20 protein-coding genes are annotated in these 23,942 nt (G+C 46.7%); 9 read left to right on the top strand and 11 right to left on the bottom strand.

The window, feature by feature from the left end:
* Nucleotides 1-215: 215 nt before the first annotated feature.
* The 7 genes from I3248_RS10615 to I3248_RS10645 all read right to left on the bottom strand — a co-directional run bounded on the left by I3248_RS10615 (nucleotide 216) and on the right by I3248_RS10645 (nucleotide 8,531).
* Nucleotides 216-542, bottom strand: a complete 327-nt coding sequence (locus I3248_RS10615) for a hypothetical protein (protein WP_238063665.1) — start codon at nucleotides 540-542, stop codon at nucleotides 216-218.
* Between the two features lie 339 nt (nucleotides 543-881).
* Entirely contained in the window at nucleotides 882-1,607 is a 726-nt protein-coding gene (locus I3248_RS10620; RefSeq protein WP_238063667.1) for a DUF3726 domain-containing protein, read from the bottom strand.
* On the bottom strand, nucleotides 1,604-3,445 hold the full coding sequence (locus I3248_RS10625) for a hypothetical protein (RefSeq protein ID WP_238063669.1): 1,842 nt from the start codon (nucleotides 3,443-3,445) through the stop codon (nucleotides 1,604-1,606). The genes I3248_RS10620 and I3248_RS10625 overlap by 4 nt, the downstream gene beginning before the upstream one ends.
* A 101-nt stretch (nucleotides 3,446-3,546) precedes the next feature.
* Nucleotides 3,547-5,199, bottom strand: a complete 1,653-nt coding sequence (locus tag I3248_RS10630) for a BCCT family transporter (protein ID WP_238063671.1) — start codon at nucleotides 5,197-5,199, stop codon at nucleotides 3,547-3,549.
* Nucleotides 5,200-5,396: 197 nt separating this feature from the next.
* Nucleotides 5,397-6,386, bottom strand: a complete 990-nt coding sequence (locus tag I3248_RS10635) for a membrane dipeptidase (protein ID WP_025645899.1) — start codon at nucleotides 6,384-6,386, stop codon at nucleotides 5,397-5,399.
* 193 nt (nucleotides 6,387-6,579) lie between these two features.
* Entirely contained in the window at nucleotides 6,580-8,055 is a 1,476-nt protein-coding gene (locus I3248_RS10640) for an aldehyde dehydrogenase family protein (RefSeq protein ID WP_025645897.1), read from the bottom strand.
* Nucleotides 8,056-8,141: 86 nt separating this feature from the next.
* Complete coding sequence (locus I3248_RS10645) at nucleotides 8,142-8,531, bottom strand: RidA family protein (protein WP_238063672.1); 390 nt, start codon at nucleotides 8,529-8,531, stop codon at nucleotides 8,142-8,144.
* 211 nt (nucleotides 8,532-8,742) lie between these two features.
* Between I3248_RS10645 and I3248_RS10650 the strand changes: the two genes are divergently transcribed.
* Nucleotides 8,743-9,663 carry a LysR family transcriptional regulator gene (locus I3248_RS10650; protein ID WP_238063673.1) on the top strand — a complete coding sequence of 307 codons (921 nt, stop codon included), beginning with the start codon at nucleotides 8,743-8,745 and terminating at the stop codon, nucleotides 9,661-9,663.
* A 9-nt stretch (nucleotides 9,664-9,672) separates the two neighbouring features.
* The gene (locus I3248_RS10655; protein WP_238063674.1) at nucleotides 9,673-10,461 is read left to right on the top strand and encodes a sulfite exporter TauE/SafE family protein; all 789 of its coding nucleotides are present in this window, start codon (nucleotides 9,673-9,675) and stop codon (nucleotides 10,459-10,461) included.
* 99 nt (nucleotides 10,462-10,560) lie between these two features.
* On the opposite strand, the gene I3248_RS10660 is transcribed toward I3248_RS10655, so the two are convergent.
* Together I3248_RS10660 and I3248_RS10665 are read right to left on the bottom strand one after the other, a co-directional pair.
* Nucleotides 10,561-12,234, bottom strand: a complete 1,674-nt coding sequence (locus I3248_RS10660; protein ID WP_238063676.1) for an FAD-dependent oxidoreductase — start codon at nucleotides 12,232-12,234, stop codon at nucleotides 10,561-10,563.
* A gap of 81 nt (nucleotides 12,235-12,315) precedes the next feature.
* Nucleotides 12,316-13,074 carry a DUF305 domain-containing protein gene (locus I3248_RS10665; RefSeq protein WP_238063677.1) on the bottom strand — a complete coding sequence of 253 codons (759 nt, stop codon included), beginning with the start codon at nucleotides 13,072-13,074 and terminating at the stop codon, nucleotides 12,316-12,318.
* 492 nt (nucleotides 13,075-13,566) lie between these two features.
* Here I3248_RS10665 and I3248_RS10670 point away from each other — a divergent pair, with 492 nt between their 5' ends.
* From I3248_RS10670 to I3248_RS10690, 5 genes are all read left to right on the top strand, one after another.
* The gene (locus I3248_RS10670) at nucleotides 13,567-15,933 is read left to right on the top strand and encodes an FdhF/YdeP family oxidoreductase (protein ID WP_238063678.1); all 2,367 of its coding nucleotides are present in this window, start codon (nucleotides 13,567-13,569) and stop codon (nucleotides 15,931-15,933) included.
* Between the two features lie 111 nt (nucleotides 15,934-16,044).
* Nucleotides 16,045-17,025 carry a formate dehydrogenase accessory sulfurtransferase FdhD gene (locus tag I3248_RS10675; RefSeq protein WP_238063679.1) on the top strand — a complete coding sequence of 327 codons (981 nt, stop codon included), beginning with the start codon at nucleotides 16,045-16,047 and terminating at the stop codon, nucleotides 17,023-17,025.
* A 111-nt stretch (nucleotides 17,026-17,136) separates the two neighbouring features.
* Nucleotides 17,137-18,438 (top strand): gephyrin-like molybdotransferase Glp, encoded by a 1,302-nt coding sequence (gene glp / locus I3248_RS10680; protein WP_238063680.1) that lies wholly within the window; start codon nucleotides 17,137-17,139, stop codon nucleotides 18,436-18,438.
* A gap of 5 nt (nucleotides 18,439-18,443) precedes the next feature.
* Nucleotides 18,444-19,133 (top strand): molybdenum cofactor guanylyltransferase, encoded by a 690-nt coding sequence (locus tag I3248_RS10685; protein ID WP_238063682.1) that lies wholly within the window; start codon nucleotides 18,444-18,446, stop codon nucleotides 19,131-19,133.
* Nucleotides 19,134-19,175: 42 nt separating this feature from the next.
* Nucleotides 19,176-19,667: a M48 family metallopeptidase gene (locus I3248_RS10690; protein WP_201558030.1), complete on the top strand. Its 492-nt coding sequence runs from the start codon at nucleotides 19,176-19,178 to the stop codon at nucleotides 19,665-19,667.
* Between the two features lie 90 nt (nucleotides 19,668-19,757).
* On the opposite strand, the gene I3248_RS10695 is transcribed toward I3248_RS10690, so the two are convergent.
* Together I3248_RS10695 and I3248_RS10700 are read right to left on the bottom strand one after the other, a co-directional pair.
* Nucleotides 19,758-21,386, bottom strand: coding sequence for a long-chain-fatty-acid--CoA ligase (locus I3248_RS10695; RefSeq protein ID WP_201609768.1), 1,629 nt, complete (start codon nucleotides 21,384-21,386; stop codon nucleotides 19,758-19,760).
* 134 nt (nucleotides 21,387-21,520) lie between these two features.
* Nucleotides 21,521-22,462 (bottom strand): acyltransferase, encoded by a 942-nt coding sequence (locus I3248_RS10700; RefSeq protein WP_025645876.1) that lies wholly within the window; start codon nucleotides 22,460-22,462, stop codon nucleotides 21,521-21,523.
* A 353-nt stretch (nucleotides 22,463-22,815) separates the two neighbouring features.
* Here I3248_RS10700 and I3248_RS10705 point away from each other — a divergent pair, with 353 nt between their 5' ends.
* Together I3248_RS10705 and I3248_RS10710 are read left to right on the top strand one after the other, a co-directional pair.
* A complete protein-coding gene (locus I3248_RS10705; protein ID WP_238063684.1) occupies nucleotides 22,816-23,604 on the top strand; it encodes a class II aldolase/adducin family protein in 789 nt (262 codons plus the stop codon).
* Between the two features lie 2 nt (nucleotides 23,605-23,606).
* The gene (locus tag I3248_RS10710; RefSeq protein WP_238063686.1) at nucleotides 23,607-23,903 is read left to right on the top strand and encodes an alpha/beta fold hydrolase; all 297 of its coding nucleotides are present in this window, start codon (nucleotides 23,607-23,609) and stop codon (nucleotides 23,901-23,903) included.
* Nucleotides 23,904-23,942: the final 39 nt, after the last annotated feature.

Consider the following 23,942-nt stretch of genomic DNA (forward strand, 5'->3'; position numbering starts at 1 on the left):
ATTGATAAAAATAGACGCTTAGAACGACTAAACTTACCATTTTTATCTGCAAATCACCTAAAAAATAGTCTCTGTCAGTGCCAAGGTCGAATGTTCAACACGCCCTAAATCACTTAGAGTATAGCAATGACGGTAACAGGCATATCGACTTCATTTTGAAAACTATTGTCTGCTTGTTTCTACTATTATCTTGATATTTTATCTGCGCTTGCTACTTATCTGCGCTTGCTACGGCGCTTGATCTTTTGCTGCAGACGCTGATCTTTAGGGTGACTTATAGGGTTGATAGATTTGCTAATAGCGCAGACTGTATAGACAACTAACGTTAAGGCGATGATAAAAGGTGTCAGCAGCCATATTAGACTATTAATAATAAACGGTAGAAGTAGGCCATGAAATAGAGCAGTATTGGGTATCAAGGTGTCACATAAGGCATCCATAATGCGTTTGGATATAGGGAACAATAAGGTGCTAACTCCTAATAAATAAAGGAGCTCGATAGAAGCATAACCCTTAGCAAATACTATGAAATAAAACATCATATAAAAGCTAAAGCTCAATAACCAACACTTAATAGAATAGCTGACCTGTAGCATATGCGACCTCATAACGCCAAAACCCGCTGATATCTGACACACTGGCATGATCAATCTTAAAACTACAATGTCAGATAGAAGGTAAGAGAAATACGGTTGAACTTATGTCTGCAAAATATCATCATAGCAAAAAATTTCTACGCTGTTTCTATTATATTTATTTTTTTACATATTTATTTTTAACGGCTGTTTAAACGATAAAAAACCCTCAAAGTGGCTAGCTATGAGGGCCATAAAGGTCGTATTGTATTTAAGATGTTGAGAGCTTAACTCTTCAATGTTTGGTTATACGCCGCCTGCGCCTTTGCTTGAGGTGTCACTATTTTCTACTAAGATAGCCGCCGCCGTTTTTTTGAGGGTCTGCCACTGCTCATCATCGACATAGATGCCTTCTTTCCAAGCGCGATTATGCGTCTCATACAGCTCATCAGTCGATATCTTATGATCAAAATCTCGGCTCTCGTTATCGATATCGAAATTTGACGTTGCAAGCTCAATTATCATATCGTCGGTGTTGTAATTGGCTTGAATGTCATTAAAAAAGTAAATATCAGGATAGGTAAAGCCTTGATTTAGGGTAAATAAAGTGTGCTTCGGCGCGCTACCATTGTCCCATTTGGCAAGGCAGGCGATACCATTGTCAGCCAGCTTAACCAACTCACTATAAGCCAGCCAGCGATTATGGCAGTTCTCGATATAGATTTTATAATGCTTAAGATCTCCCATTTTTTCTAGCGCGTAGTCCATGATAGCGGGCAGGTGGCAAGCTAAGCTGCTGCTATGCAAATTAAAGCGAATCTCAGTCTCGCTCTCATCAACGATATCGATAGGCGTATCTTGCTCCGTCAAGATATAAGGCGTAGCATTATTGAATTGCTCAACGCCATCAAGCCCCGCCATTTGCAATTCGGCAACCATAGTGGCGACTAGATCGGCTTCGCCCACTTCGCGGTGCATACCGGTAAAGGCTTTGTACACGGTACTGACAATCTCATTGCGTGAGACGATCATAACTCTATCTCCTTCATCGCTTTATCTGCATGGTTGGGCGTAATGGGCGCAATGGGCGCAATGGGCGTTGTCGGCAGTGGTCCATTGGGCGCATCGGTAGCCAGTATTGTTGTCTGCTCCGCTATAGACATCTTATCCAAAGGTAGGCTTGGCAGCAGCGGAAACAGCCACTCATCGCTATGGACTTCATTGAACAGCGGCGCACCCTGAAATAACGTCACTCGTACCCAGCGATCGGAGCGTGGATCGAATTTGGTTGCGCCAAACATCGATAGTTTGCAGCGCAGCAGATGAATAGGCAGAGTGTCCTTTTGTAGTACGTTCATTTGGATATCGCCCATCGCTTTATGACCCATTGTCCAAACGCGGCGGGCGATAGTGCGATACTTGGGCTGTTTTAAGATAAACTCAGAGAGTAGCCGCTCAGGCTCGGCTTGTTTGAGCGCTACATATAAGCGGTTCACTTGCCGCGCGATATCTAACGACAGCTCACGATCATCGCCAGGTTCCTCTCCGCGCACGCCCATACGCGGCTCTTCTTTATCTATCGAGCGATACCAAAACCAATAACTGTTATCCGGCTCATTGAAGTCAAGATTAATCGCCCACTGATAACGGCTTTGTAATACCTCGAGCAAGTCTTCAACTGTTTTACCTTTCGGTAGCGACAAGGTCTCATCGGCGTTGACCTTTTCTTGAAAGGCGTCTACTTGCTCAGGATACAGCTCCATCAAGCAAGAGATAATGACTTCTTGGGCTTCATAACTTAAGTCATTATGCGCGTGCAAAAAATCGCCCCAAGTCTGGTAGCTCTTTATTGTCGTCAGTAAATTATTGCGTAGTAAGGTCAGCTCTTTTACTGCAGTGTTGTTTAACGAGGCTTGTGTCTCATCGATAGTGGTGATTTGGGTAAAATGCTGAATAGCGCGGTTGAGTAAAGTTGAGAAATAAGCCGCTTTTTTTGAATTGATTTCGTTGACGAGTGTCGCTTGTAGCGCCTCTTCTCGCGTGGTCAGCCATTGATCGACAATGCAGGGATGATTAATCAAATAAGGCGCCATGCCTAGACCTGTGGCATTACCGATGCCCAAATAGCGCTTTATCTCAGGATGTAGCGTGATGGCCTTGTCACCGCCGCGCTTATGCGCTAAATAGTCGACCCAATCAAGACTGAATTCACGTAATAAATAAACGGCGCACATCTGCGCGCGAAAAGACTGATTAAAATCCTCGCTGTGATTCAGCGGCTCAAAATCATAAATACCAAATTTGCCATTACCATAAACGGCGGTAGTGCGCAGGATGTAGCCCACTTTCGCTAGGATATCAAGATCCGGCTGTTGGCCCTCTGCTAAGCGTGAGACTGTGTGCTCAAACACGCGCACACTCTTGTTCGCGCGCGCCAGCACCATGACCATGTTAGAGTTGCGGCCCGCTTCTTGTAGCGGTACGTTAGCTTTGAGCTGATCGAGTAGCTCTTGCCCAATCTCGCCATACACGAGACCAAAGGTGACATCCCACTTCTGTGCAATCACCCTGTCGTTACGCTCATCATCTGCCAGCTCATTGCAAAACACTACCAAATGATAGACATGCTCAGCGGTCTGCAAGCGGTAAATCACTTGGCCATAACCGTTGTCATCTAAATCCCAAAGATAGGTTTTGAGCGTCCATTGCTCTCTATCTATCTTACGTAGCAAAGTACGCACAAAGCTAATGCGCGTCTGATGCATAGCGCCAAGCCGCTCAGCGTCCATGACTACATTAGGGGCACGTAAAGAACGTTTTGCCAGCTCAATGCCTGTCATACTATTATCATTTGCATGATCGAAATTCATAATGCCTCCGTGGTAAGTCGTGTATTGAGCCGGTCATTTAGTACAGTATTAAGTGACGAAATGACCGATTATATTGAGCTTTGCCGGTTAAGGTTTTAAAGTTAATCCAGCTCTTTAACGATAGCCTGTTTTTCTAATCTCTCCTCTTGAATGAGATAGTCAGTCTCCACGCGATTAGGACGATAAAGGTCCTGATCACGTGCCATTTGTTGAGCAATTTGTGGCCCATTCCAAAGCGACGGCAGCAGAATAAAGGAGACAGGCACCGCGGTAATTACAATAAAGGACTGCAAGGCACTGACGCCGCCTGATCCTAAAGAGATTAAAACGATAGCCGTGATACCCATCATTATCCCCCAAAAGGTACGAATCATAGCGTTAGGCTCGCGTTCGCCGCTGATGACCACACTAATAGTATAAGTCATCGAGTCGCCTGTAGTGACGATAAACACCGTAGTCAAAATAAGGAACAGTATTGAGACGATTAATGGGAAAGGTAATGACTGCGTAACGGCTAGCAGGGCACCTGGTAGATTAAACCCTTCAAAAGCGCTACTAACCACACCCGGATTGGCAATCTCAAAAGCAAGGCCTGAACCGCCTACGACCGTGAACCAAAAGCAAGTTACCAGCGGCGCGATGATACAGACCGTAGTGATTAATTGGCGAATGGTGCGACCTCGCGAGATACGCGCGATAAAGATCGCCATCATCGGCCCATAGCCCAAAAACCAGCCCCAAAAGAACACCGTCCAGCCGCCAAGCCAGCCCTCATCACCGCGAAACGTCGCCATCGGAATGAAGTTTTGTACCATCGTGCCGACGCCTTGAATGTAGCCGTTAACAATAAAGTTGCTCGGTCCAAAGATTAAAATAAATAGCATCAGTGCAACGGCTAATATAACGTTAAAGCGGCTTAGTAATTGCATACCGCGCGCCAAACCACTAATCGCCGAAATGGTATAAAGCACAATAGCGCCAACGATAATAATCAGCTGAGTGACAAAGGTATCTGGAATGCCAAATAGCTCGTTTAGCGCGTAACTGGTCTGCAGCCCTAAAAAACCAATCGGACCAATAGTACCAGCAGCCACGGCGATGATACAGCAAGCATCGATAATAGCGCCGGTCTGTCCTGTCAATACTCGCTCACCAAATACTGGATAGAGTAGGGTACGCGGCTTGAGCGGTAGACCTTTATCATAATGCAAATGCATAATTACGATAGCGGTCAAGCTGCCAACAATCGACCACGCCAAAAACCCCCAATGCATAAAAGATTGCGACAAGGCATTAAAAGCGCGCTGCTGTAGATCAGCGGCTGCCCCGTAGACGGGCGGCGCAGCGACAAAATGAGCGATAGGCTCAGCTGCCGCCCAAAATACGCCGCCGCCTGCGAGCAGGGTACAAAACAGAATCGCCATCCACCTAAAATTGTCCATCTCAGGCTTGGGCAGATTACCCAAAATTACCCGGCCCGTACGACCAGCGCCAACGGCTAGGGCAATAACAAAGGTGGCAAGGAGGAGTATCTGCCAAAAAGGCCCAAAAATATCAGCAGACCAAGCAAAAGCCGTGTTGACGACGACGGCTAGCTGCTCTTCTGCAAAAATAGCCATTAGTACAAACAGGGTAATAAAACCGCCGCTATACCAAAAAGCTGGGTTTTTGAGTCCCAAAGTATCAGTGTTTTCTTCTACTAGAGTAGATGAGCGTCCGAGCTCGTCTTGCTTAAGTCCCTTTAAATCAGCCATGGTTTGGCTTCCTGTAGTTGTCATGACGTCGTCATGCGTTAGCTTAAATCATATCAATGAAATCAGCCGTAAAAGTTCAAGAGCTTCAATGGTATGATGTCAAATAAAGGTTAACGCCAAAAACAACTGATGCCTTATAGCGTCATAAAGGATTGAATAAAATATAAGTCTGAGTATTAAAGATGTGATCAAAAGATTTAAGTCAAAGGCTTAATTCCTTGCTCTAAAAAGTCGAACCAGTTTTGACCGATGATTTTGCCTGCGTCAGCTTCATTGAAACCGTGTTGAAGCAGACCGTTATAGATGTTCTCCATACCTTTCTCGCCAGCAAACCAAGGCAAGTTATCTGGCCAACCTGAATTGTTAGCACTGCCTTCGCCGTAGTCCATCGCCTTTGACCAGCGGCCATTACGCATCCACTCGAGTACGGATTTTGGCTGATTAAGACACAGATCACTACCGATGGCTAAGTGCCGGGCGCCGTACTTATCGGCGCAATCAGCAATCATCGTGCAAAAATCATCAAGCGTGCAGTCGCTACCATTGGGCAGATGAAACGGATATAAACTAAAGCCAAGCAAGCCGCCAGCCTTAGTCAAGGCGCTAATCACGGTATCAGACTTATTACGCAGCGCGTCATGGGCAGTAGTGGGGTTGGCGTGACTGATACAGATCGGACGGCTAGAGTGCTCTATCGCCTCAAGCGTGGACTGCTCGGCGCTGTGCGACATATCGATAATCATGCCGACGCGGTTCATCTCTTTAATCGCTTGCTGACCGAAACGGGTCACGCCGCTGTCTTTGGACTCATAACAACCGGTGGCGAGCAGGCTTTGGTTGTTATAAGTCAGCTGCATAATCAGCAGTCCTAAACGGCGCATCACGCTAATAAGGCCAATCTCATCATCGATAGGCGAGCAGTTCTGTGCGCCAAAAAAGATGCCAACTTTGCCTTCCTCTTTCGCGGTTTTGATATCTTCAACATCATAGACAGGTAAAATCAAATCGCTGTTTTGCTCAAAGTGCCTATTCCATTCAGCAAAGCGAGTCATGGTCTGACGCGCATCTTCGTGATAGACTAAAGTAGCATGTACCGCGTTGATACCGCTGGCCTGTAGCATCTTAAAATAATCACGATCCCAATTGCTATATTGCAAGCCGTCGATGACGATATGGTCTTGGTACATCTTGTTATCCTTTTGTGCTTTGATAAAGTATGTCAGGCACTCATTTAAATAAGGTTGTCAATTATTTCGTATAGCTGGTATAAATTTTCCTCGCTTGCTGTTCGCCATGCTCACAGAGGCTTCGAAAAATTCATCCCAGCATACTTAACTTTATATTAGCTATGACAAATTAAGTGCTTTATATTCATTTTTCTTAATACGCCTTTTGATAAGCGGTCTTAACAATGGTATAAAACTCTTTGGCGTATTGACCTTGCTCTCGCGGGCCAAAGCTTGACTGTTTACGCCCGCCAAAGGGCACGTGATAATCCGTACCCGCAGTCGCTAAATTAACCATGACGCAGCCGGCTTGTACTTGCTCTTTAAACAGGGCGCTATTACGCAAGCTTTGGGTGATGATACCGCCAGTCAAGCCAAAACGCGTGTCGTTGGTCATGGCAATCGCCTCTTCTAAATCCTTGGCGCGTATCACGCAAGCTAAGGGAGCAAACACTTCTTCTTGGTTGACATCCCAGCTGTTGTCAGTCTCAGTAAATAGCGTTGGCGCCATATAGTAGCCGTCGTGCTGCTTTTGTAGACGCTCGCCACCATAGGCAAGATTAGCGCCTGCTTGTTTGGCTTTTTCAACCCAGTCCATATTGGCTGCTAGTTGCTTGTCATCAACCACCGGCCCCATAAAGATACCGTCATCTAATGCGTGACCAACCTTTAGGGTTTTCATACGTTCAACCATCGCCTCGACAAAGGCATCATGGACACTATCCATTACAATCAAGCGAGAGGAGGCAGTACATTTCTGTCCCGAGCCGCCAAATGCGCCGGCAATCGCGGCATCAACTGCGATTTGCATATCGGCATCATCAGCGATAACAAGAGCGTTTTTGCTGCCCATCTCAAGCTGGCAACGCACAAAGTTCGGCGCAGTAGCGGCAGCAACTTTGCGGCCTGTCGGTACAGAGCCTGTAAAGCTGACCGCGTCGATATCGGTTGAGTGAATCAGCGCGTCGCCGACAGATGAGCCGCCACCTAATACTAAGTTGAACGTACCCTCTGGCAAGCCTTGACGGTGGATGATCTCAGCCATCGCCACAGCACTTGCTGGCGTTAAATTGGCAGGCTTCCAAATCACGCTGTTGCCAAAGGCGAGAGCAGGGGCGATTTTCCAAACGGCAGTCGCAGTTGGGAAGTTCCAAGGAGAGATAATTGCCACCACGCCTACCGCTTCGCGAGTGACTTCGACTTTAACGCCTGGGCGGACTGAATCTGCCAGATCGCCCATTTGACGTAAGACTTCAGCGGCGTAGTAATGAAAGAACTGACCGGCACGATAAATCTCACCGCGACCCTCTGCGAACGGTTTACCTTCTTCTAGTGATAGTAGCGTGCCTAGTTCGTCACAGCGCGCAATCATCTCATCGCCGATCGCTTGTAGGATAGATTGTTTTTTCTCAAGCGGCGTCGCTTCCCATTTGGGCTGCGCAGCACGGGCGGCTGCAATGGCGTCTTTGACTTGATCCTTGCTCGCCTGGGCAAAATCACCCAGATTTTCGCTAGTGTTTGAGGGGTTAATATTGGCGATAGTGTCTGTACCGCTTTGCCATTCACCATTGATATAAAGGGATTTCGTTGGGTCTTGCTTTAGGGTGGTTTGTGCAGTTTGAGTAGACATAAATGAATCCTTGATAAGATAGTTTGAATAAACGAAAAAGTTGATTTAAATATAATTATAATTATTGCCAATAAGGCATATAGAGCTTAAGGCACAGCAGCATAAACGACCAGCTCAACCAGCATCTCTTCTCTTGCCAGTCCTGCTATTACGAGCGCAGCACGGTTTGGGTAGGGCGCTTCAAAATATTCGGCATAGACTTGGTTAACGGTTTTGAGATACTCGCGGTCGGTCACATAGATCAGCACTTGTAATACCGCGTCCATGCCGACACCCGCACATTCTAGCGTGTGCTTAAGATTGTCTAGCGTCTGCCGAGTTTGCGCTTCGATGCCGCCGCTAACGACTTCTCCTTTATCATCGATCGGGATCTGCGCGGTGTATAAGGCACCATTACTCGTAACTGCCCACTCAAGAGGCGCTTTTGAGGCGTAAAGTGAGGTTTTTACCGCTTGTTTGGCTGAATGAGTGGTCATAACGCAAGCTTCCTTAGATAACATAAATAGATGTCATAAACAGCTATCACAACTTTAAATCGTTGTTTGATAGTTCTGGTCAATAGTCCTGTGGTTAGCATTTATGCTACTTGTTTTAATATGACAAATCTAACTCATTAAATATTAATAATGATAGATTTTATTTATCATGTAAGTTAAATTGTCAGTGCATGGTCTTAGGTGATGAATTATGAAAATACAACAGCTGCGGCATTTTTTACTCGTGGTAGAAGAGGGCGGTTTTCGCGCTGCCGCAGAGCACGCACACCGCACGCAAGCGGCATTATCAGCTTCTATCAAAGAGCTGGAAAAATCGCTTGGCAAGCCGTTATTTGAAAGCGGTAACAAAGCTACCCTTAGCGCTTTTGGCGAGGTGTGTTTACCCAAAATTACTCAGTTTATGGCGGTGTATCAGGCGCTTGAGGAAGATTTGCAAGCAGTAGCGGCGGGCGATAAAGGTAAGATCAGAGTGGCAAGCGTACCGTCACTTGTGACTAAACTGTTGCCTAGCGTGTTGGCTGAGTATTCCAAAAGATATCCTGACATTGAGATTGTCCTGATAGATGACAATTCGGTTGGGGTGACCAATAGGCTGCTGGCAGGAGAGGTGGATTTGGCTTTGGGGAATTGCCATACCATTAACCAAGCCGATATCGATTTTACGCCTTTGATAGCGGATCCGATCGGCGTGGTTTGCCTAAAGAGTAATGCGCTAACTGATGAGCTACAGAACGCGACAGCCGCGCAAAGAAAAGCAGGGTTCGCGGCAGGTCTAACATGGCAGCAGCTTATCGAGCAGCCGTTTATTTATAATGGTACTTGTGGCCTGCTAGAGAACACCCCTGCCGAGGTGTTAAACCGGCAAGCGCGCTATACGGTTGAGAATATCACTTCCTTATTTTCTTTATTGCGTCACGGTCTTGGTATCACCACTTTGCCTAAGCTGGCTTTTCCGTCTAATGAGCCTGATCTGATTTGGCTGCCGCTACTCAGGCCAGCTTTGACCCGGCAAATAGGCATTTTTAAGAGAGCGAATAAGACGATCTCACCTGCGGCGCAAACGTTTCATAAGTGGTGCGTGGAGTATGTCAAACAGGATTATTTGTTATAAGGATTGGTAGTGTCTCATTCGATAATGTTTGATGTTTTTGCGGTTTTACAATCGATGGCGACTTGGCACTTAGCAGCCTTGTTTTTTGCAGGCATGTTGGCTTTTATCATATCTACTGTGTCAGGTGGCGGCGGTGCTTTGCTGCTGATACCGGTTACCTCTTGGCTATTCGGTGCCTCGTCAGCCGCTCCCATTATTAACCTAGGTACTTTTATAAGTCGTCCTTCGCGGCTGTACTTATTTTGGCAGGATATCGACTGGTCATTGGTAAAATACTATGTGCCAAGCGCTGTCATCGGTGCATGGCTGGCAGCATTTTTGTTTAGTCGTCTAAATGCTAATTGGATTCAGCTATTGGTTGGTATTTTCCTTATCTCTACTGTATTTCAATACAGGTTTGGCAAAGTTGATAAGTCTTTTAATATGCCAAAATTAGGCTTTATACCTCTGGGTTTTGTGACCGCTCTTATCAGCACTTTGGTAGGAGGTTTGGGGCCTGTACTCAATCCGTTTTATATGAACACGGGACTCAAAAAAGAAGACCTTATCGCCACCAAAACCGCCAATTCGTTCTTTGTAGGTATCGCTCAGATAGGTAGTTATACTTTTTTTGGTATCTTGACCGCGCAGCTTTGGATATATGGTTTGGTATTAGGATTAGGCGCTATCGCCGGTAATGTCATTGGCAAGCGCTTTTTGGCGGGCATGAGTGTGAAGCAGTTTCGAGTCATGCTGATTTTACTCATGGTAGTCAGTGGTTTGGTAATGATCGTACAGAATATAGAGTGGTTGCTTTAATAGTGTTTACTTCTATAAAACAGATGTATCATCGATAAAAACCCTTAGTGAATATCACCTTCACTAAGGGTTAGTGGCTATCTTAACGTTTACAGTAGTCTAGGACAGCGCATTGGCTGTTTTGCTCATAGCCGTCACTAACGGATCAAGATATTTATAGCGCTTTTGATTAAGCAAAGTTGACGTCTCTAAGCTGACTGGAGTATCTATGTTTAGATAATCAAATAGCGCTTGCGCCGCTTGTTTACCAGAGGTGGCTGCTTGCTCCATCGTTGGGATTTTCCAGCGCCCAGTCACTGAGATAATCTCGCCAGCTAACACTATATTGTCCCACTGCGTCGCAGTATCAATCAGCTCGTCATCGGCATTACGTACGTAGATTTGCGCTAAGTTAACCCAGCGCTTACCGTTCTCTTGCAAGATACCCATCTCTGCCGTTTCGATATCAGCATAGTCTTGCCAATCCTCGGTATAGCGTAGATTGATAGCGTCAATAGAGCCGCCTTTTGCAATGGCTTTACGCTCGGCGGCATCGGTGATACCTAGCTGATAAAGGATTTCCTCGGCAGCTTCCTCAGGGCTACACTCCATAAAGCGCTTGCCAAACAGCGAGCCTTTATTAAACGGTGAGCTACAAGTGGCCGATAGGTTATAGTCAAAGCCGTCAGGAAACTCAACATCCTGCCAAAAGCCGTCACGGTGCTGAATTTGAAAGACGATATTCCACGGCGCATCAAAGCATAGGTTGTACGACTTACCCAAAAATGGCTCAAAAACTTTTGGCACTTCGCTCAACGGATACTGAGTGCCAAACGACCATTCATCATTGAACGGCTTTTTGACTTGCGGCATGAGCCCCAGTTTCCACAGCACCTCATGCGGTAGCGCCATTACTGCCGCATCAAAACGCTGGTCCTGCAGGGTATGTTGTAATTGACTGTCACTTGCTTGAATATCTATGCTCAGCTGCTCGTTATCATGGTGATGCAGATTGACTATCCGTGTTTGGGTGATGAATTTGACCCCGCGCTTTTTTAGCTTATCAACTAACGCGTCAATGACCTTGGATGTGGGACGATTAAAGCAGTAGGACTTAGAAGCCACGCCTTTTGGCAGCACAGGCGCGTCAAGCATCGGCAGGAACATCAGTACAAAGCTGTCCATGATATCGACCGCTTTACTATGCATGCGCGCGCCCGTCAAAATCCCGAACCAATTGGTTATAAAGCGCTTAGTATGCGCGTCAAAGTCATCGATACCGATAATGTCGCCTGCTTTTTTATGAGCCATTGCTGCACGCTCTTCATCAGAGGCATTGACGTGATGGACGATGCGCTGCACTAGTTGCAGCATGTCTTTTTTGTTGAGATTAAAGGTCTCAATCATCGACTCAATAGTCGCCAAATCTAACGACGCGCGTCTATCGACAGCGACTTTATTACCGCTATTTTTGCTCTGTATCTTTTCGTCATCAAGCGCGTTATTACCACTTTGATAAAACTGATAGTTATCAACAGGCGTTAACATATGCAATAAGCTCGCCCGATCAAAGAGATTAAACAAAGAAAAATAAGTCGAGCTTAAAGCGCGAATAGAGTGCTCTTCAAAACGCTGCGCCTCTTCATTAAAATACCCAATCATTTTGCCACCGCAGCGCGCACGAGACTCCACAACAGTAATCTCTAGATTTGGGTCTTCGGACAGCTCAAAAGCAGCAGTTAGCCCCGAGATACCGCCGCCTGCGATGAGTATTTTACGGTTCGTAGTAGACATAGTTATACCTCGTTATTTTTATAAGTGTTATATCTTTGTTGATAACCTTGTTTGGCTCTTTGGCTGTAACAGCCTAAGGCGCTATTGAGCGTTAGACTCTACACCGCCGTTAGCTTTGATCCAGTTTTGCATCTGCTCGATCTCCGGCTGCTGAGCGGCAATAATCTCTTGCGCCAATTGCAGCATCTCCGGATCTTTTCCATACTCAAGCTGTACCTCAGCCATATCTACCGCGCCTCTATGGTGGGGGAGCATACCGCGTGCAAAGGCCATGTCGGGATTAGGGTCGGTAATACCAAGCGTCATCTCACCATGCATATCATTCATACCAGTGGCATAAGCTTGCTGCATAGCGCCAGTGTCAGCCATGGGGGCGGCGACATCAGGATGGCTATTTAGCCATTTTTGCATCTGCTCGATCTCGACTTCTTGTGCATCGATGATCTTTTGCGCCAGTTGTAGCATCTCCGGGTCTTTACCGTATTTGAGCTGAATCTTAGCCATATCAACGGCACCGAGATGATGGCCTAACATTCCTTGAGTAAAAGCTGAATCAGGGTCGTTGTAGCCCATGCCCAACATCATCTTACTATGCATCTGAGTCATAGAGTCATTATAGGCCTGATACATAGCCGTGCTCGATTCACTATGAGCGATATCGTCATCCATAGCTAAGTCTTTGCCATTTATATGATGCTGGTCATGTAGATCTGACGCAGCTGCAGCGTCTTTGGGAGTAGGGGCAGCGTCGTCATTGGCCGGCCCGCAAGCGCTAAGTGCTAAGATGGCACTAAGACTTGCGGTTACTACTGCTAAGCGTGAACGCTTAATAGCTATCATAGTACGTCCTTACTTAAATAGGGTGATAAAAATAGAAATAGAGTGATAAAAAGATGTTACTCAGTGTCTTATATGCCCAGTGTCTTTATAAAAGTAGAGTAGAAAGGTGGACGGGATACAAGCATCGGTCATACAGATAGGCAAGCCCAATAAGAGCTTCCTAGTTAAGAAAATTGATAAAAATTAAGAGCGCTGATGAGAATCGGCACACTTGTAAAGAGCGAATGACAGACAATGTCTATAGCTGTTTTTATAGCTAGTTTTATGCTGTTCTCATGGTGTTTTTATAATGGATAAACAACAATTACGCATATACGCATAACAACCGATGCAGATTTAAGTATAAGATTATGCAGGATTAATATGACTCATTTGGTGCTGGTTTAAGGAGTTTTGCTACTTTTTATTATAGGCGCGTTTATTTGCGTAAAAGTAGTGCTAAGATAAAGTCATCACTATCGGTTTTGCACTCATTTGTGCGCGAGGTTTGCTATGCGAAAAATTCCTATTTATTCCCATCCTGCGGCAGGCTGGCCGGCGCTAGTGGCTTCTACGCGCAAACTTATGGATTATAAGTCGTTCTTGCGTGGTAGCCTGAGCGTATTACAAAGCAATCAGCCAAATGGCGGTTTTGATTGTCCAGGCTGTGCTTGGCCGGATCATAAGTCGCATAAGACCTTTGATGTCTGCGAAACAGGGATTAAAGCACTCGCTAGCGAAACCATGTCCGTGAAAGCCGATGCTCAGTTTTTTGCTCGCCATACTGTGACCGAGCTACAAGGCTGGAGCGGCTACGAGCTTGAGCATAGCGGTCGCCTATCTGAGCCGATGCGCTATGATGCCAAACAAGACAAATATCTGCCCATCGCTTGGGATGATGCGTATCAAATCATCGCTGATGAGCTCAATAAACTTGCCTCACCAGATGAAGCGTTGTTTTATACTTCAGGCCGCGTCACCAATGAGCCGGCCTTCTTATACCAGCTCTTTGTGCGCTGCTATGGCACTAACAATCTACCTGATTGTTCCAATATGTGTCACGAACCGACCTCAGTCATGCTCGGTAAGCAGCTAGGCGTCGGTAAAGCAACGGTGATGCTAGAGGACTTCGAGCAAGCCAAACTGATCATTATGTTCGGACAAAATCCAGCAACGAACCACCCGCGTATGCTTGAGATGCTCGCTCACGCGCACAAACAAGGCTGCAAGATTATCTCCGTCAACCCAATGCGCGAGCAGGGCCTAAGCGCCTTTAGAAATCCGCAAAAACCGAGCCATATGGCAGCGGGCCAAAGCGATGCTATGGTCGATGATGTGGTACAAATCCAAATCGGCGGCGATGCTGCTTTATTGACAGGATTAGCCAAGTGGCTGATTGACAATAATAAAATTGATGAGCGCTTTATCGCCGAGCACACCTCAGGGTATGAGCCTTTGCAGCAGTGGCTTGATAAGCAAACTTGGGCGGATATTGAGCTTGGCTGCGGTATCGAGCAAGCGCAGATTGTCGCGCTAGCCAAGCAAGTCGCCGCTAGCCCTAAGACCATCTGTACTTGGGGCATGGGTATCACCCAGCATGTGCAAGGCGATGATAACGTAGCGATGATTACTAACCTACTGCTGATGATGGGTATGATCGGTGTCGATGGGGCGGGCGCTTCTCCGGTACGCGGACATTCAAACGTGCAAGGCGACCGCACTATGGGCGTGCATGAGCGTCCTAAGCAAGAGCTGCTCGATAGCTTAGAGCGTGTCTTTGAGCGTGAAATGCCGCGCGAGGATGGCTTCGATGTCGTTGGTGGCGCTAAAGCATTAATCGAAGGTAAGCTCAAAGCCTTTGTAAGTATGGGAGGTAACTATGCAGTCGCCGCTCCTGATATGAGCGCTATTCAGCAAGCGCTCACAACGACCCAGCTCAATGTCTTTGTCGGTACTAAGCTCAATGGCACTATGCTCTATCCAGGCGCGAACAATATTATCTTGCCGTGTATTAGCCGTACTGAGAAGATTATTACCAAAAAAGGCGAGCAGTTTGCCACTACCGAAGACTCTATGTGTCAGGTTTCACGCTCGCAAGGGACCCTCAAACCTATCAGCAAAGACATTAAGTCAGAGGTGCAGATCATCGCGGACTTAGCGGCGTATGTATTAGGTGATAGCGATATTCCTTGGCAAGCAATGAGCCAAGACTTCGATATTATTCGTGATTATGTGGCGCAAGCCATCGATGGTTTTGAGGACTTCAATCACCGTGTGCGCGAGGCGGATCGCGGCTTCCATCTGTATCATCCAGCGCGTCATCGGGTCTGGAATACCGATAGTGGCAAAGCACAGTTTGAAGTACCTAAGTATCCAATTACCTTTGTCGCTCGGCAGATGGCAGAGGCGTCTGAGGACTTGCAAGCTGAGATAGATCATAGCTTGGATGAGAATGCGGCAGCTAATGACTTACAAAAAGTCTGGCAGCTCACTAGCGTGCGCAGTCACGATCAGTTCAATACCATGATATTTGGTCACCAAGATCGCTATCGTCAAACCGAGCGCCGCGATGTGCTGTTTATGCATCCAGATGAGATCAGCCGTTTGGGCTGGCAAAAAGGCGATAAAGTTACTATTTCTCGCCAAGATAGCCATGAGCAAATGCGTACGTTAGGGCCGCTAGTATTGACCGAGATGGACATCGCTGCCAATGCAGTAGCCGCATACTATCCTGAGTGTAATGACTTATTCGATTTAGATACGCATGCGCCAAGCTCGCACATACCCGCTTATAAGTCCTCAACGGTGATAGTAGAGCGAGTCAGTACCGAGCAAGTCAGCCAAGACTCTGTTGCCAAGGGTCACGCTGTCTCGGCTTAACGGTTTGTCCGGTGGTAATGATAAGGTGGGTTGTCTTAGTATAACCCACCATTTTTAATATTAAATGATAAGTGAGTTCGCTAACTGATGATGGCTAAAGATAGCACTAACATGACTTACAAACAGGCAGAGCAAGACACTGCTTCAACATCTGCAGTACCGCTAGCACGCAGCCATCTTACGCAAAAACATCACTATGCCCTAAAGAACGCTCCGAATCTAACACCGTCTGAGAATAAGCGTGCAAAGCCGGTTGCTATCGACAACCAGCCAGCGAGTCTTGCGGTAGAGGCGGCGGTCGCTATCGTTATCAACGGCATTCATTATGCAGTGTTGATGGCGAGCCCCAATCAGCTTGAATATTTGGCGCTTGGGTTTTTGTATAGCGAGGGGCTGATTGAGCAAAGTCGTGATTTGCTCGATTGGGAAGTGACGCACCTAAGCGATGACGCTAAGTTGACGGCTTTTAACCAAGATGCTGTGGGAGTCGATGATGCTGATAACTCTACTGACCACTCTAGTTTTGCGCACTTATTAGATTACGATACCTATCTGGTCGAGCTGGTACTGAGCCAGCGTTGTCATCAGCGCATTCAAGCGCAAAAGCGGCAGCTGGCAGGGCGTACAGGCTGCGGTATGTGCGGTATCACAGGATTGAGTCAAGCTTTGCCGGATCTTAGTGATTATGCCGATAACAGCCCTCAGTTAACTGCCAAACCTCGTTTAGAGCATCTACTAAATATTAGAGCGCAAATCGATGCTACGCAGCACACCCATCAGCTAACGGGCGCGGTACATGCGGCGGCAACTTTATACAAAGATAAGTTATATCTGTTCGAAGATGTCGGTCGGCACAATGCATTAGATAAATTGATCGGTTGGCAATTACGACAAAAGGCAGAGGTTGATTGCGTGGTGATGACCTCACGCTTATCGATTGAGCTGGTGCAAAAAGCCGTAAGGATGCAGCTGCCTTGGCTAGTGGGGATGTCCGCGCCGACTAGTACCGCAGTGCGAGTGGCTGAGCGTTATGGCTTAGGGCTTGCAGGGTTTTTGCGTGCTGACAGAGTGACTTATTATTCAAGATATTAGAGCTATGTGAGATTGTTTTTTTTAAAAGCTATTTTTATTAAAGATTTCTTTGTTTTGGCAGTTAACGACTATAATGACGCGTATACATATTTATAAGTGAGTACCCATCTTATGATTACCTTAGAAGCGCTGCAACAAGCGATCACTGAGCGTATTGAGCGCTATAATCAAACGGACTTTCCTGTAACCAAACGCAGGGTACAAAAGATCGATTTGCTTGAGTGCCAAAATCATATTTTGGCGGAGGATATTAGCTCGCCATTCAATATACCCAGACAAAACGTCTCTGCGATGGATGGCTACAGTATCGCAGCGGGTAGCGCGCTCGATGCAGATACTAGTATCGAAATCGTGGGCGAATCGCAAGCGGGAAGTCCTTATACGGGTAAGCTCACTGCGGGACAAGGGGTGCGCATCTTTACCGGTGCTGTGGTGCCAGACGATGGCGATACGGTCATCATGCAAGAGAATACCAACTTTGCTGAGATACGCGAATCCATCGATAAGTCTCAGCCTTATCATACAACGCTGACGCAAGCCGCTAAAGCCGATGATAATATTCGTAAGCAAGGCGAGGAGATTGCAGAGGGCGAAGTGGTACTACAAAAAGGCAAGCGTCTTAATCCTGCCGACATTAGCTTACTGGCCAATCTTGGAGTGGCAAAAGTCAAAGTCTATCAGCCGTTAAAGGTAGGCGTCATGGCGACAGGCGATGAGCTAGTCGCTGTCGGTCAGCCGCTACAGAGCCTAGCGCAAATCTATAACTCTAATACGCCAACGCTTAAAACCTTATTAGCAGGATTGCCAGTAACTATCGAAGACTACGGTATTATTCCTGATAATTTAGAGCAGACGATCGCGACTGTCACTACCGCTATGAACGAATGCGATGTGCTCCTCTCTAGCGCAGGCGTGTCGGTCGGTGACTATGATTTTTTGACGACGGTTATCGAGCAATTAGGCAAAATCAATCACTATAAAGTCGCGATGAAACCGGGCAAGCCTTTTGTCTTTGGTGAGCTATTAGGCGATAGCGATAATAAGCTTGCCAAGCCTGTCTTGTTTTTTGGGCTACCGGGCAACCCATTATCCACTCTGGTAGGTACGCTACAGCTAGTAATACCGTCTTTGTGGCGGTTATCTGGCGTCAGTGCCGATGATATGCCGATGGTAAGGACAGTACAGGCGACACTAGACAATGACGTGCGTAAGTCAGCTGGACGCAAAGACTTTCAGCGCGGCGTATTATCCCAAAACAGTGATGGCAGTTTTACCGTAAAAGCCTTTAGCAAACAGCAATCGCACCGTATCAAGCAGTTAAGCCAAGCCAATTGTTTGATTGTTTTGGCAAAAGATAGCGGCAACTTAGCGGCAGGTGAGAGCGTAACCGTGCAGCCATTCCCGTGGTCATAAAACATATGAGATTAGCCGGAGTGGTCATTTTAGCAGGCGGCAACTCTAAGCGTATGGGTACGCCCAAAGCCAAGCTCAAGCTGCCCGGTGGTGAGACGTTACTGAACTATCATGTCAGACATGCGATGAGATTAAACGTGCCGATTATGATTGCTGATAATGAGCATGGGTTTAAGGTAGATGAAGCGTTAGCGGCTCGCTCCGAAGCGCCTATTTTTCATATCAAGGACTATGGTCAAAATGATAAAAAAGCAGATAATAGCAAGACTGATGATAAGTACAAAAACACAGGCGGCGCTTTAGCCGCCATTGAATCAGCGCTGCAAACGTCCATTTCATTCGTTAAGGATACTAGTTCTAAAAATAGCCTAACTGATTACTTACTGGTTATCAGCTGTGATAGCTTAATTAAAGCCACCGAGCTTTGGCAACATCTAAGCGCTGCTACCAACCGCAGCCTACACGCTAGAGCAGTCGTTTGCCTAAGCGATGATAGCCATTTATATCCGTTATTAGGCTTGTATCAACGCGCTATCGAGCCTGAACTGCGCGCTTATCTCGATAGCGGTCAACGCCGTGTCATGCATTTTATAGAGCCGATTTGCCAAAAAGTCGCTTTTGATCCGCAGTGGCAGTATTTAACGAATTTCAATACGCCTGAGGACTTTGTCAAAGCATGTCAGGCTCTATCTTAGAATATTTGATACAGTATAAAATAAACCTTATGAGCATTATGTATGACTACCCTTAAATACATCGCCCATTATCCTGAGTCTATTCAAACACAAGTGGCCAAGCTTATCAGTCGTGGTCAGCTTGGCGAGTACCTGAATAATAAATATCCAAACGTGCACCAAATTCAAAGCGACAAAGCGCTGTATCAATATATCAATGAGATAAAAAACGACTACATGCGTAAAAGCGCTCCGTTATCGCAAGTGAAGTACGACAGTAAGCTTAGCACGCTAAAACAAGCGCTAGGCATGCATACTTATCAGTCGCGAGTGCAGGGCAGTAAGCTCAAGTCGCACAACAGCATCACCGTAGCGAGTGTCTTTAAAGACGCGCCGCTCGAATTTCTGCGGATGATAGTGGTTCATGAGCTGGCACACTTTAAAGAAAAAGATCATAGTAAAGCGTTTTATCAGCTGTGCCATCATATGCAGCCAGACTATCATCAAGTTGAGCTAGATACGCGGCTGTGGCTGCACTTACGCGAGTTGTCCTGATTAGATGGTATCGTAATAGTCATTTGATATTCATATAAAAAAGCCTGCGTAGTAGCAGGCTTTTTTGTGACGCGGACTCTATAGCCTAACCTACGAATTTAGCAGCACATCACCATGCTCATCGCGCAAGTCAGTTTTTACCATCTTGCCTGCGCCATTTAACACGATGTTATCGACAAAAACGACTTTGTCAGGAATTTGCCAACTGGCAACTTTGTCTTGATAAAACTCCAATATCTGTGCCTCGGTTACCTCTGAGCCATCCTCTTTTACCACTATCAATACCGGACGCTCGCTCCACTGTTCATGCTTTGCGGCAATAGCGGCGGCCATTTTTACCTCAGGATGACCGGCGGCGATGTTTTCAAGCTCCACTGAGGATATCCACTCACCGCCTGACTTGATCAGATCCTTGGATCGGTCACGAATATTCATATAGCCATCAGCGTCGATGGTAGCGATATCACCCGTATCAAACCAGCCATCGTCAGTGATAGCGTCTGGTCTATGAGTGAAGTAGTCATCGATGATCCAGTGTCCGCGAATCTGCAAGCGACCTTGCGACTCGCCATCCTCAGCAACTCTTTGCTCTGGGTTTTCAGTATCCATCAAGCGCAGCTCAACCCCATAAGGCGGACGCCCTTGTGATTTGCGCAGCTCGTTGATCTCCTCTTTACTCAAAGATTTGTGCTTGGCTTTGATTTGATTCATAGTACCAAGCGGGCTGGTCTCGGTCATGCCCCAACCATGTATCGCATCACAGTTGAAGTCTTCACGGAAAGTCTTGATCACGGAGGGCGGACAAGCAGCGCCGCCAACGATAGTCCGCGTCATGCTCTCAAGTTTGCTACCGCTGTTTTTGGCCGCGTTCAATAAGCCCTGCCAAATGGTCGGCACGCCTAGCGCAATGGTCACCTTATAATCATCAATCACTGAGACCAGGCTGTCACCATCGAGGTTGGGTCCTGGCAAGATCAAAGAGCAGCCGACGATCGCCGCGGCGTATGGCGTGCCCCAAGCGTTGACATGGAACATCGGTACAACGGGCAGTAGCACATCTTGCGCGGATAGCGATGAGACATCCGGCATACACAGTGCGATAGCGTGTAGCACTGAGGAGCGATGGGAGTAGAGTATGCCTTTAGGATTACCCGTAGTGCCTGAAGTGTAGCATAGCGAGCTAGCAGTGGTTTCATCAAGCTCTGGCCAGTCGAATTCAGACTCTTGCTCATTGATGAGTTCATCGAAGAATAGCGCATCTGGGAAGTGCTCTAGCACTGCCTCGTTGCGCTCGCCCAACAAGATAAAATGCTTGATGCCTTTGATATGATCTTTGATAGCGGCAATGAGCGGCAAAAAAGTGATATCAAAGAATAGCACCTGGTCGTCAGCGTCGTTAACGATGTAAGCGAGCTGCTCGGGGAAGAGACGCGGGTTGATAGTGTGGCAAATCATACCGCTGCCGGAGATGGCGTACCAAGCCTCTAAGTGGCGGCGGTTGTTCCAGGCCAGAGTCGCGATGCGATCTGAGGACTTAAGACCTAGCGTTTGTAGGGCATTAGCCAGCCGCTTTGAGTTGTCTGAGATGCTCGCCCAATCGCTTTGGGTCATCGTGCCATCGACTTCTTTCGAGTAGACGGCAGTATCGCCATGATAGCGAGCAGCATGCTCAATTAAGCTACTGATCAGTAGCGGTTGATGCATCATTTTTCCTAACATTTGCATATCCTTATCATCGTTAGTAGTACATATCCGTCAGTACCGTTGCTATGACGTCTTATTAGTATACGTCACTCTCACCATTTTAAAAATATTTTATGATAATTGGCAGTTCTTTATTATATGTAGCTTATTTACTCTTCAAACTCAGCCAACATCGACGTGATGCGCTCGTCCTTTTGACGCCACAGATGCTCAACCCACGCAAACATCTGCTCTTTAGTAGCAGAGTCGTTCTCATAACCGCCATCTTGTAGACTTGCAAATAGCTCGTCAGGGATTTCGATATGCCGGACATCGACTCCCAAGCGCTTGATTTTCCCTTGCCAAAGCTCACCATAAGTGGGCACGCCATCAGGGTAGACGATGGTCATATCTAAGATACCATCGATCTCATCGCCCAAAGCATTGATCGCTAGCGCCAGACCTCCAGCTCTTGGTTTAAGCAAATGCGTGTAAGGTGATTGCTGAGTATCACGCTTTTTTGGGGTGAAGCGCGTACCTTCTAAATAGTTGAGCAAAGTGAAAGGCTTATCTTTTAATAGCGCGCAAGCACGTTTAGCCTCAATGATATCTTTACCTGCCAGTGCTGGGTTTTTGGTCACGGCTTGCTTAGAGTGGCGACGCATCATCGGGAAATCTAAAAAGTAGAAGGTCTGACCGACGATAGGGATATATATCAGCTCAAACTTAGTAAAAAACCGCGTCAAAGGCAGACGATCGCGACTGATGTATTGCACGATGCTAGTATCGACCCACGATTGATGGTTGCTCACTAGTAAATATTTGCCTTGGACATCGATATCATCAGGTAGGCTAATGCGCCAGTCCTTTTTGGGTAAGATGGTATCGATCAAAGTATTGTTACTATTAATCCAGTAGTTGGCGATTTTTATCACGGTTTTGTCAGCGATGTCAGCTCCGGTAATGATTTTGGTGGCGCCCATTAGCCAGATAGGAATACTACCGGCGAAACTATTACCAACGATAACTCCTGTCGCTGTCGCTAATGATACCGCTTTACCAAGCTTTGGCGTACGTTCATGCATTTTTTGAAAAAGTGAGTGTAGTCGCATAGCAAACCTTTCCTATTGTTGTTGCTGCTTATTGAGCTATCTTAATTGAACTGCTTTTATTCCGTTATTTTTTGATTTGGCTATTATGGTAGCTGTTATTTACGGCGGTAACATTATGACACAATTTTAGCAGAAATTCGGCCGAGCGTAGTTAGGCTAGCGTGACTGGCGGTTACAAAGGGCGGCAGTACGCTAAAACTGACCAAGCGCAATATTATGTCAGGCAGCAAAGGATGATGACTGCTCATTTTTAGGAATAGCTTTAAGCCAATAAAAGTGTTTAGAATGAAGTAACGGACAACAGCGCTTATTTCTAAAGTTTCTAAAGAGCGAACACAGTAAAGGATGACACCATGCAAAATGACATGACAAACGATCTAAATAACTCAGCTGCGACTGTAAAAGACAACGTCAGCGCCGCAGAGTGGCAGATGCGCGTTGATTTGGCCGCTTGCTACCGATTAATCGCCATGTATGGCTGGGATGATTTGGTCTTTACCCATATCTCAGCGCGCGTGCCCGATACAGAAGATGAGTTTCTGATTAATCCTTATGGCTTATTTTTTGAAGAGATTACCGCTTCAAACTTGGTAAAAGCCAATCAGGCCGGCGAAAAAGTTGCGCCATCGAATTACGATATCAATCCCGCCGGTTTTACTATTCATAGCGCCGTACACAACGCCCGTGACGATGCACATTGTGTGCTGCACTTACACACTAGCGACGGCGTGGCGGTGTCAGCTCAAACCGAGGGCTTGCTGCCTTTATCACAGCAGTCGCTCTTTCCGCTATCGAACCTGGCCTATCATGACTATGAAGGGGTGGCGCTAAACCCTGATGAAAAAGTACGTCTGGTCGCAGACTTAGGCGATGCGAATTTCATGATTCTACGTAATCATGGCTTGCTTACTTGCGCCAGCACGGTCGCGGATGCTTTTTTATTTATGTATATCATGCAAAGAGCTTGCGAAGTGCAAATCAAAGCGCAAAGCGGCGGTGGTAATCTGACTCATATACCGCCGCAGATATTAGCCGGTATTCAAGCGGCTTCAAAAGAGGTGACGAGAGGCGCAGGTGGTGATATCGCTTGGCCAGCACTACTCCGCAAACTACGCCGTACCGATCCCTCATTTGCGGAGTAGCTATGATTACTTTGGCGCAGTGGCGAAAACAAGGAGAGCTTGAGTCGATCAATGGGCAGCAAATTTTTACTCGCACGGGCGGTAATAAAAGTGCGCCAGCGCTTGTGCTCATCCATGGCTATCCGAGCGCCAGCTGGGACTGGGAGGGCATGTGGCAGGCGCTGACCCAGCGCTACTATGTGATTACGCTTGATATGCTAGGGTTTGGGTTTTCGGCCAAGCCTAAAGACGCGCGCTACTTGATAACGGAGCAAGCGGATATTTTTGAGTATTATTTGCATAAACTTAGGGCGTGTTGAACATTCACAAATGCGCACTGCTGATCGCTAAAATAGTTC

Source organism: Psychrobacter sp. Ps3 (assembly GCF_022129275.1).
In the GTDB taxonomy this organism is placed as follows: domain Bacteria; phylum Pseudomonadota; class Gammaproteobacteria; order Pseudomonadales; family Moraxellaceae; genus Psychrobacter; species Psychrobacter submarinus.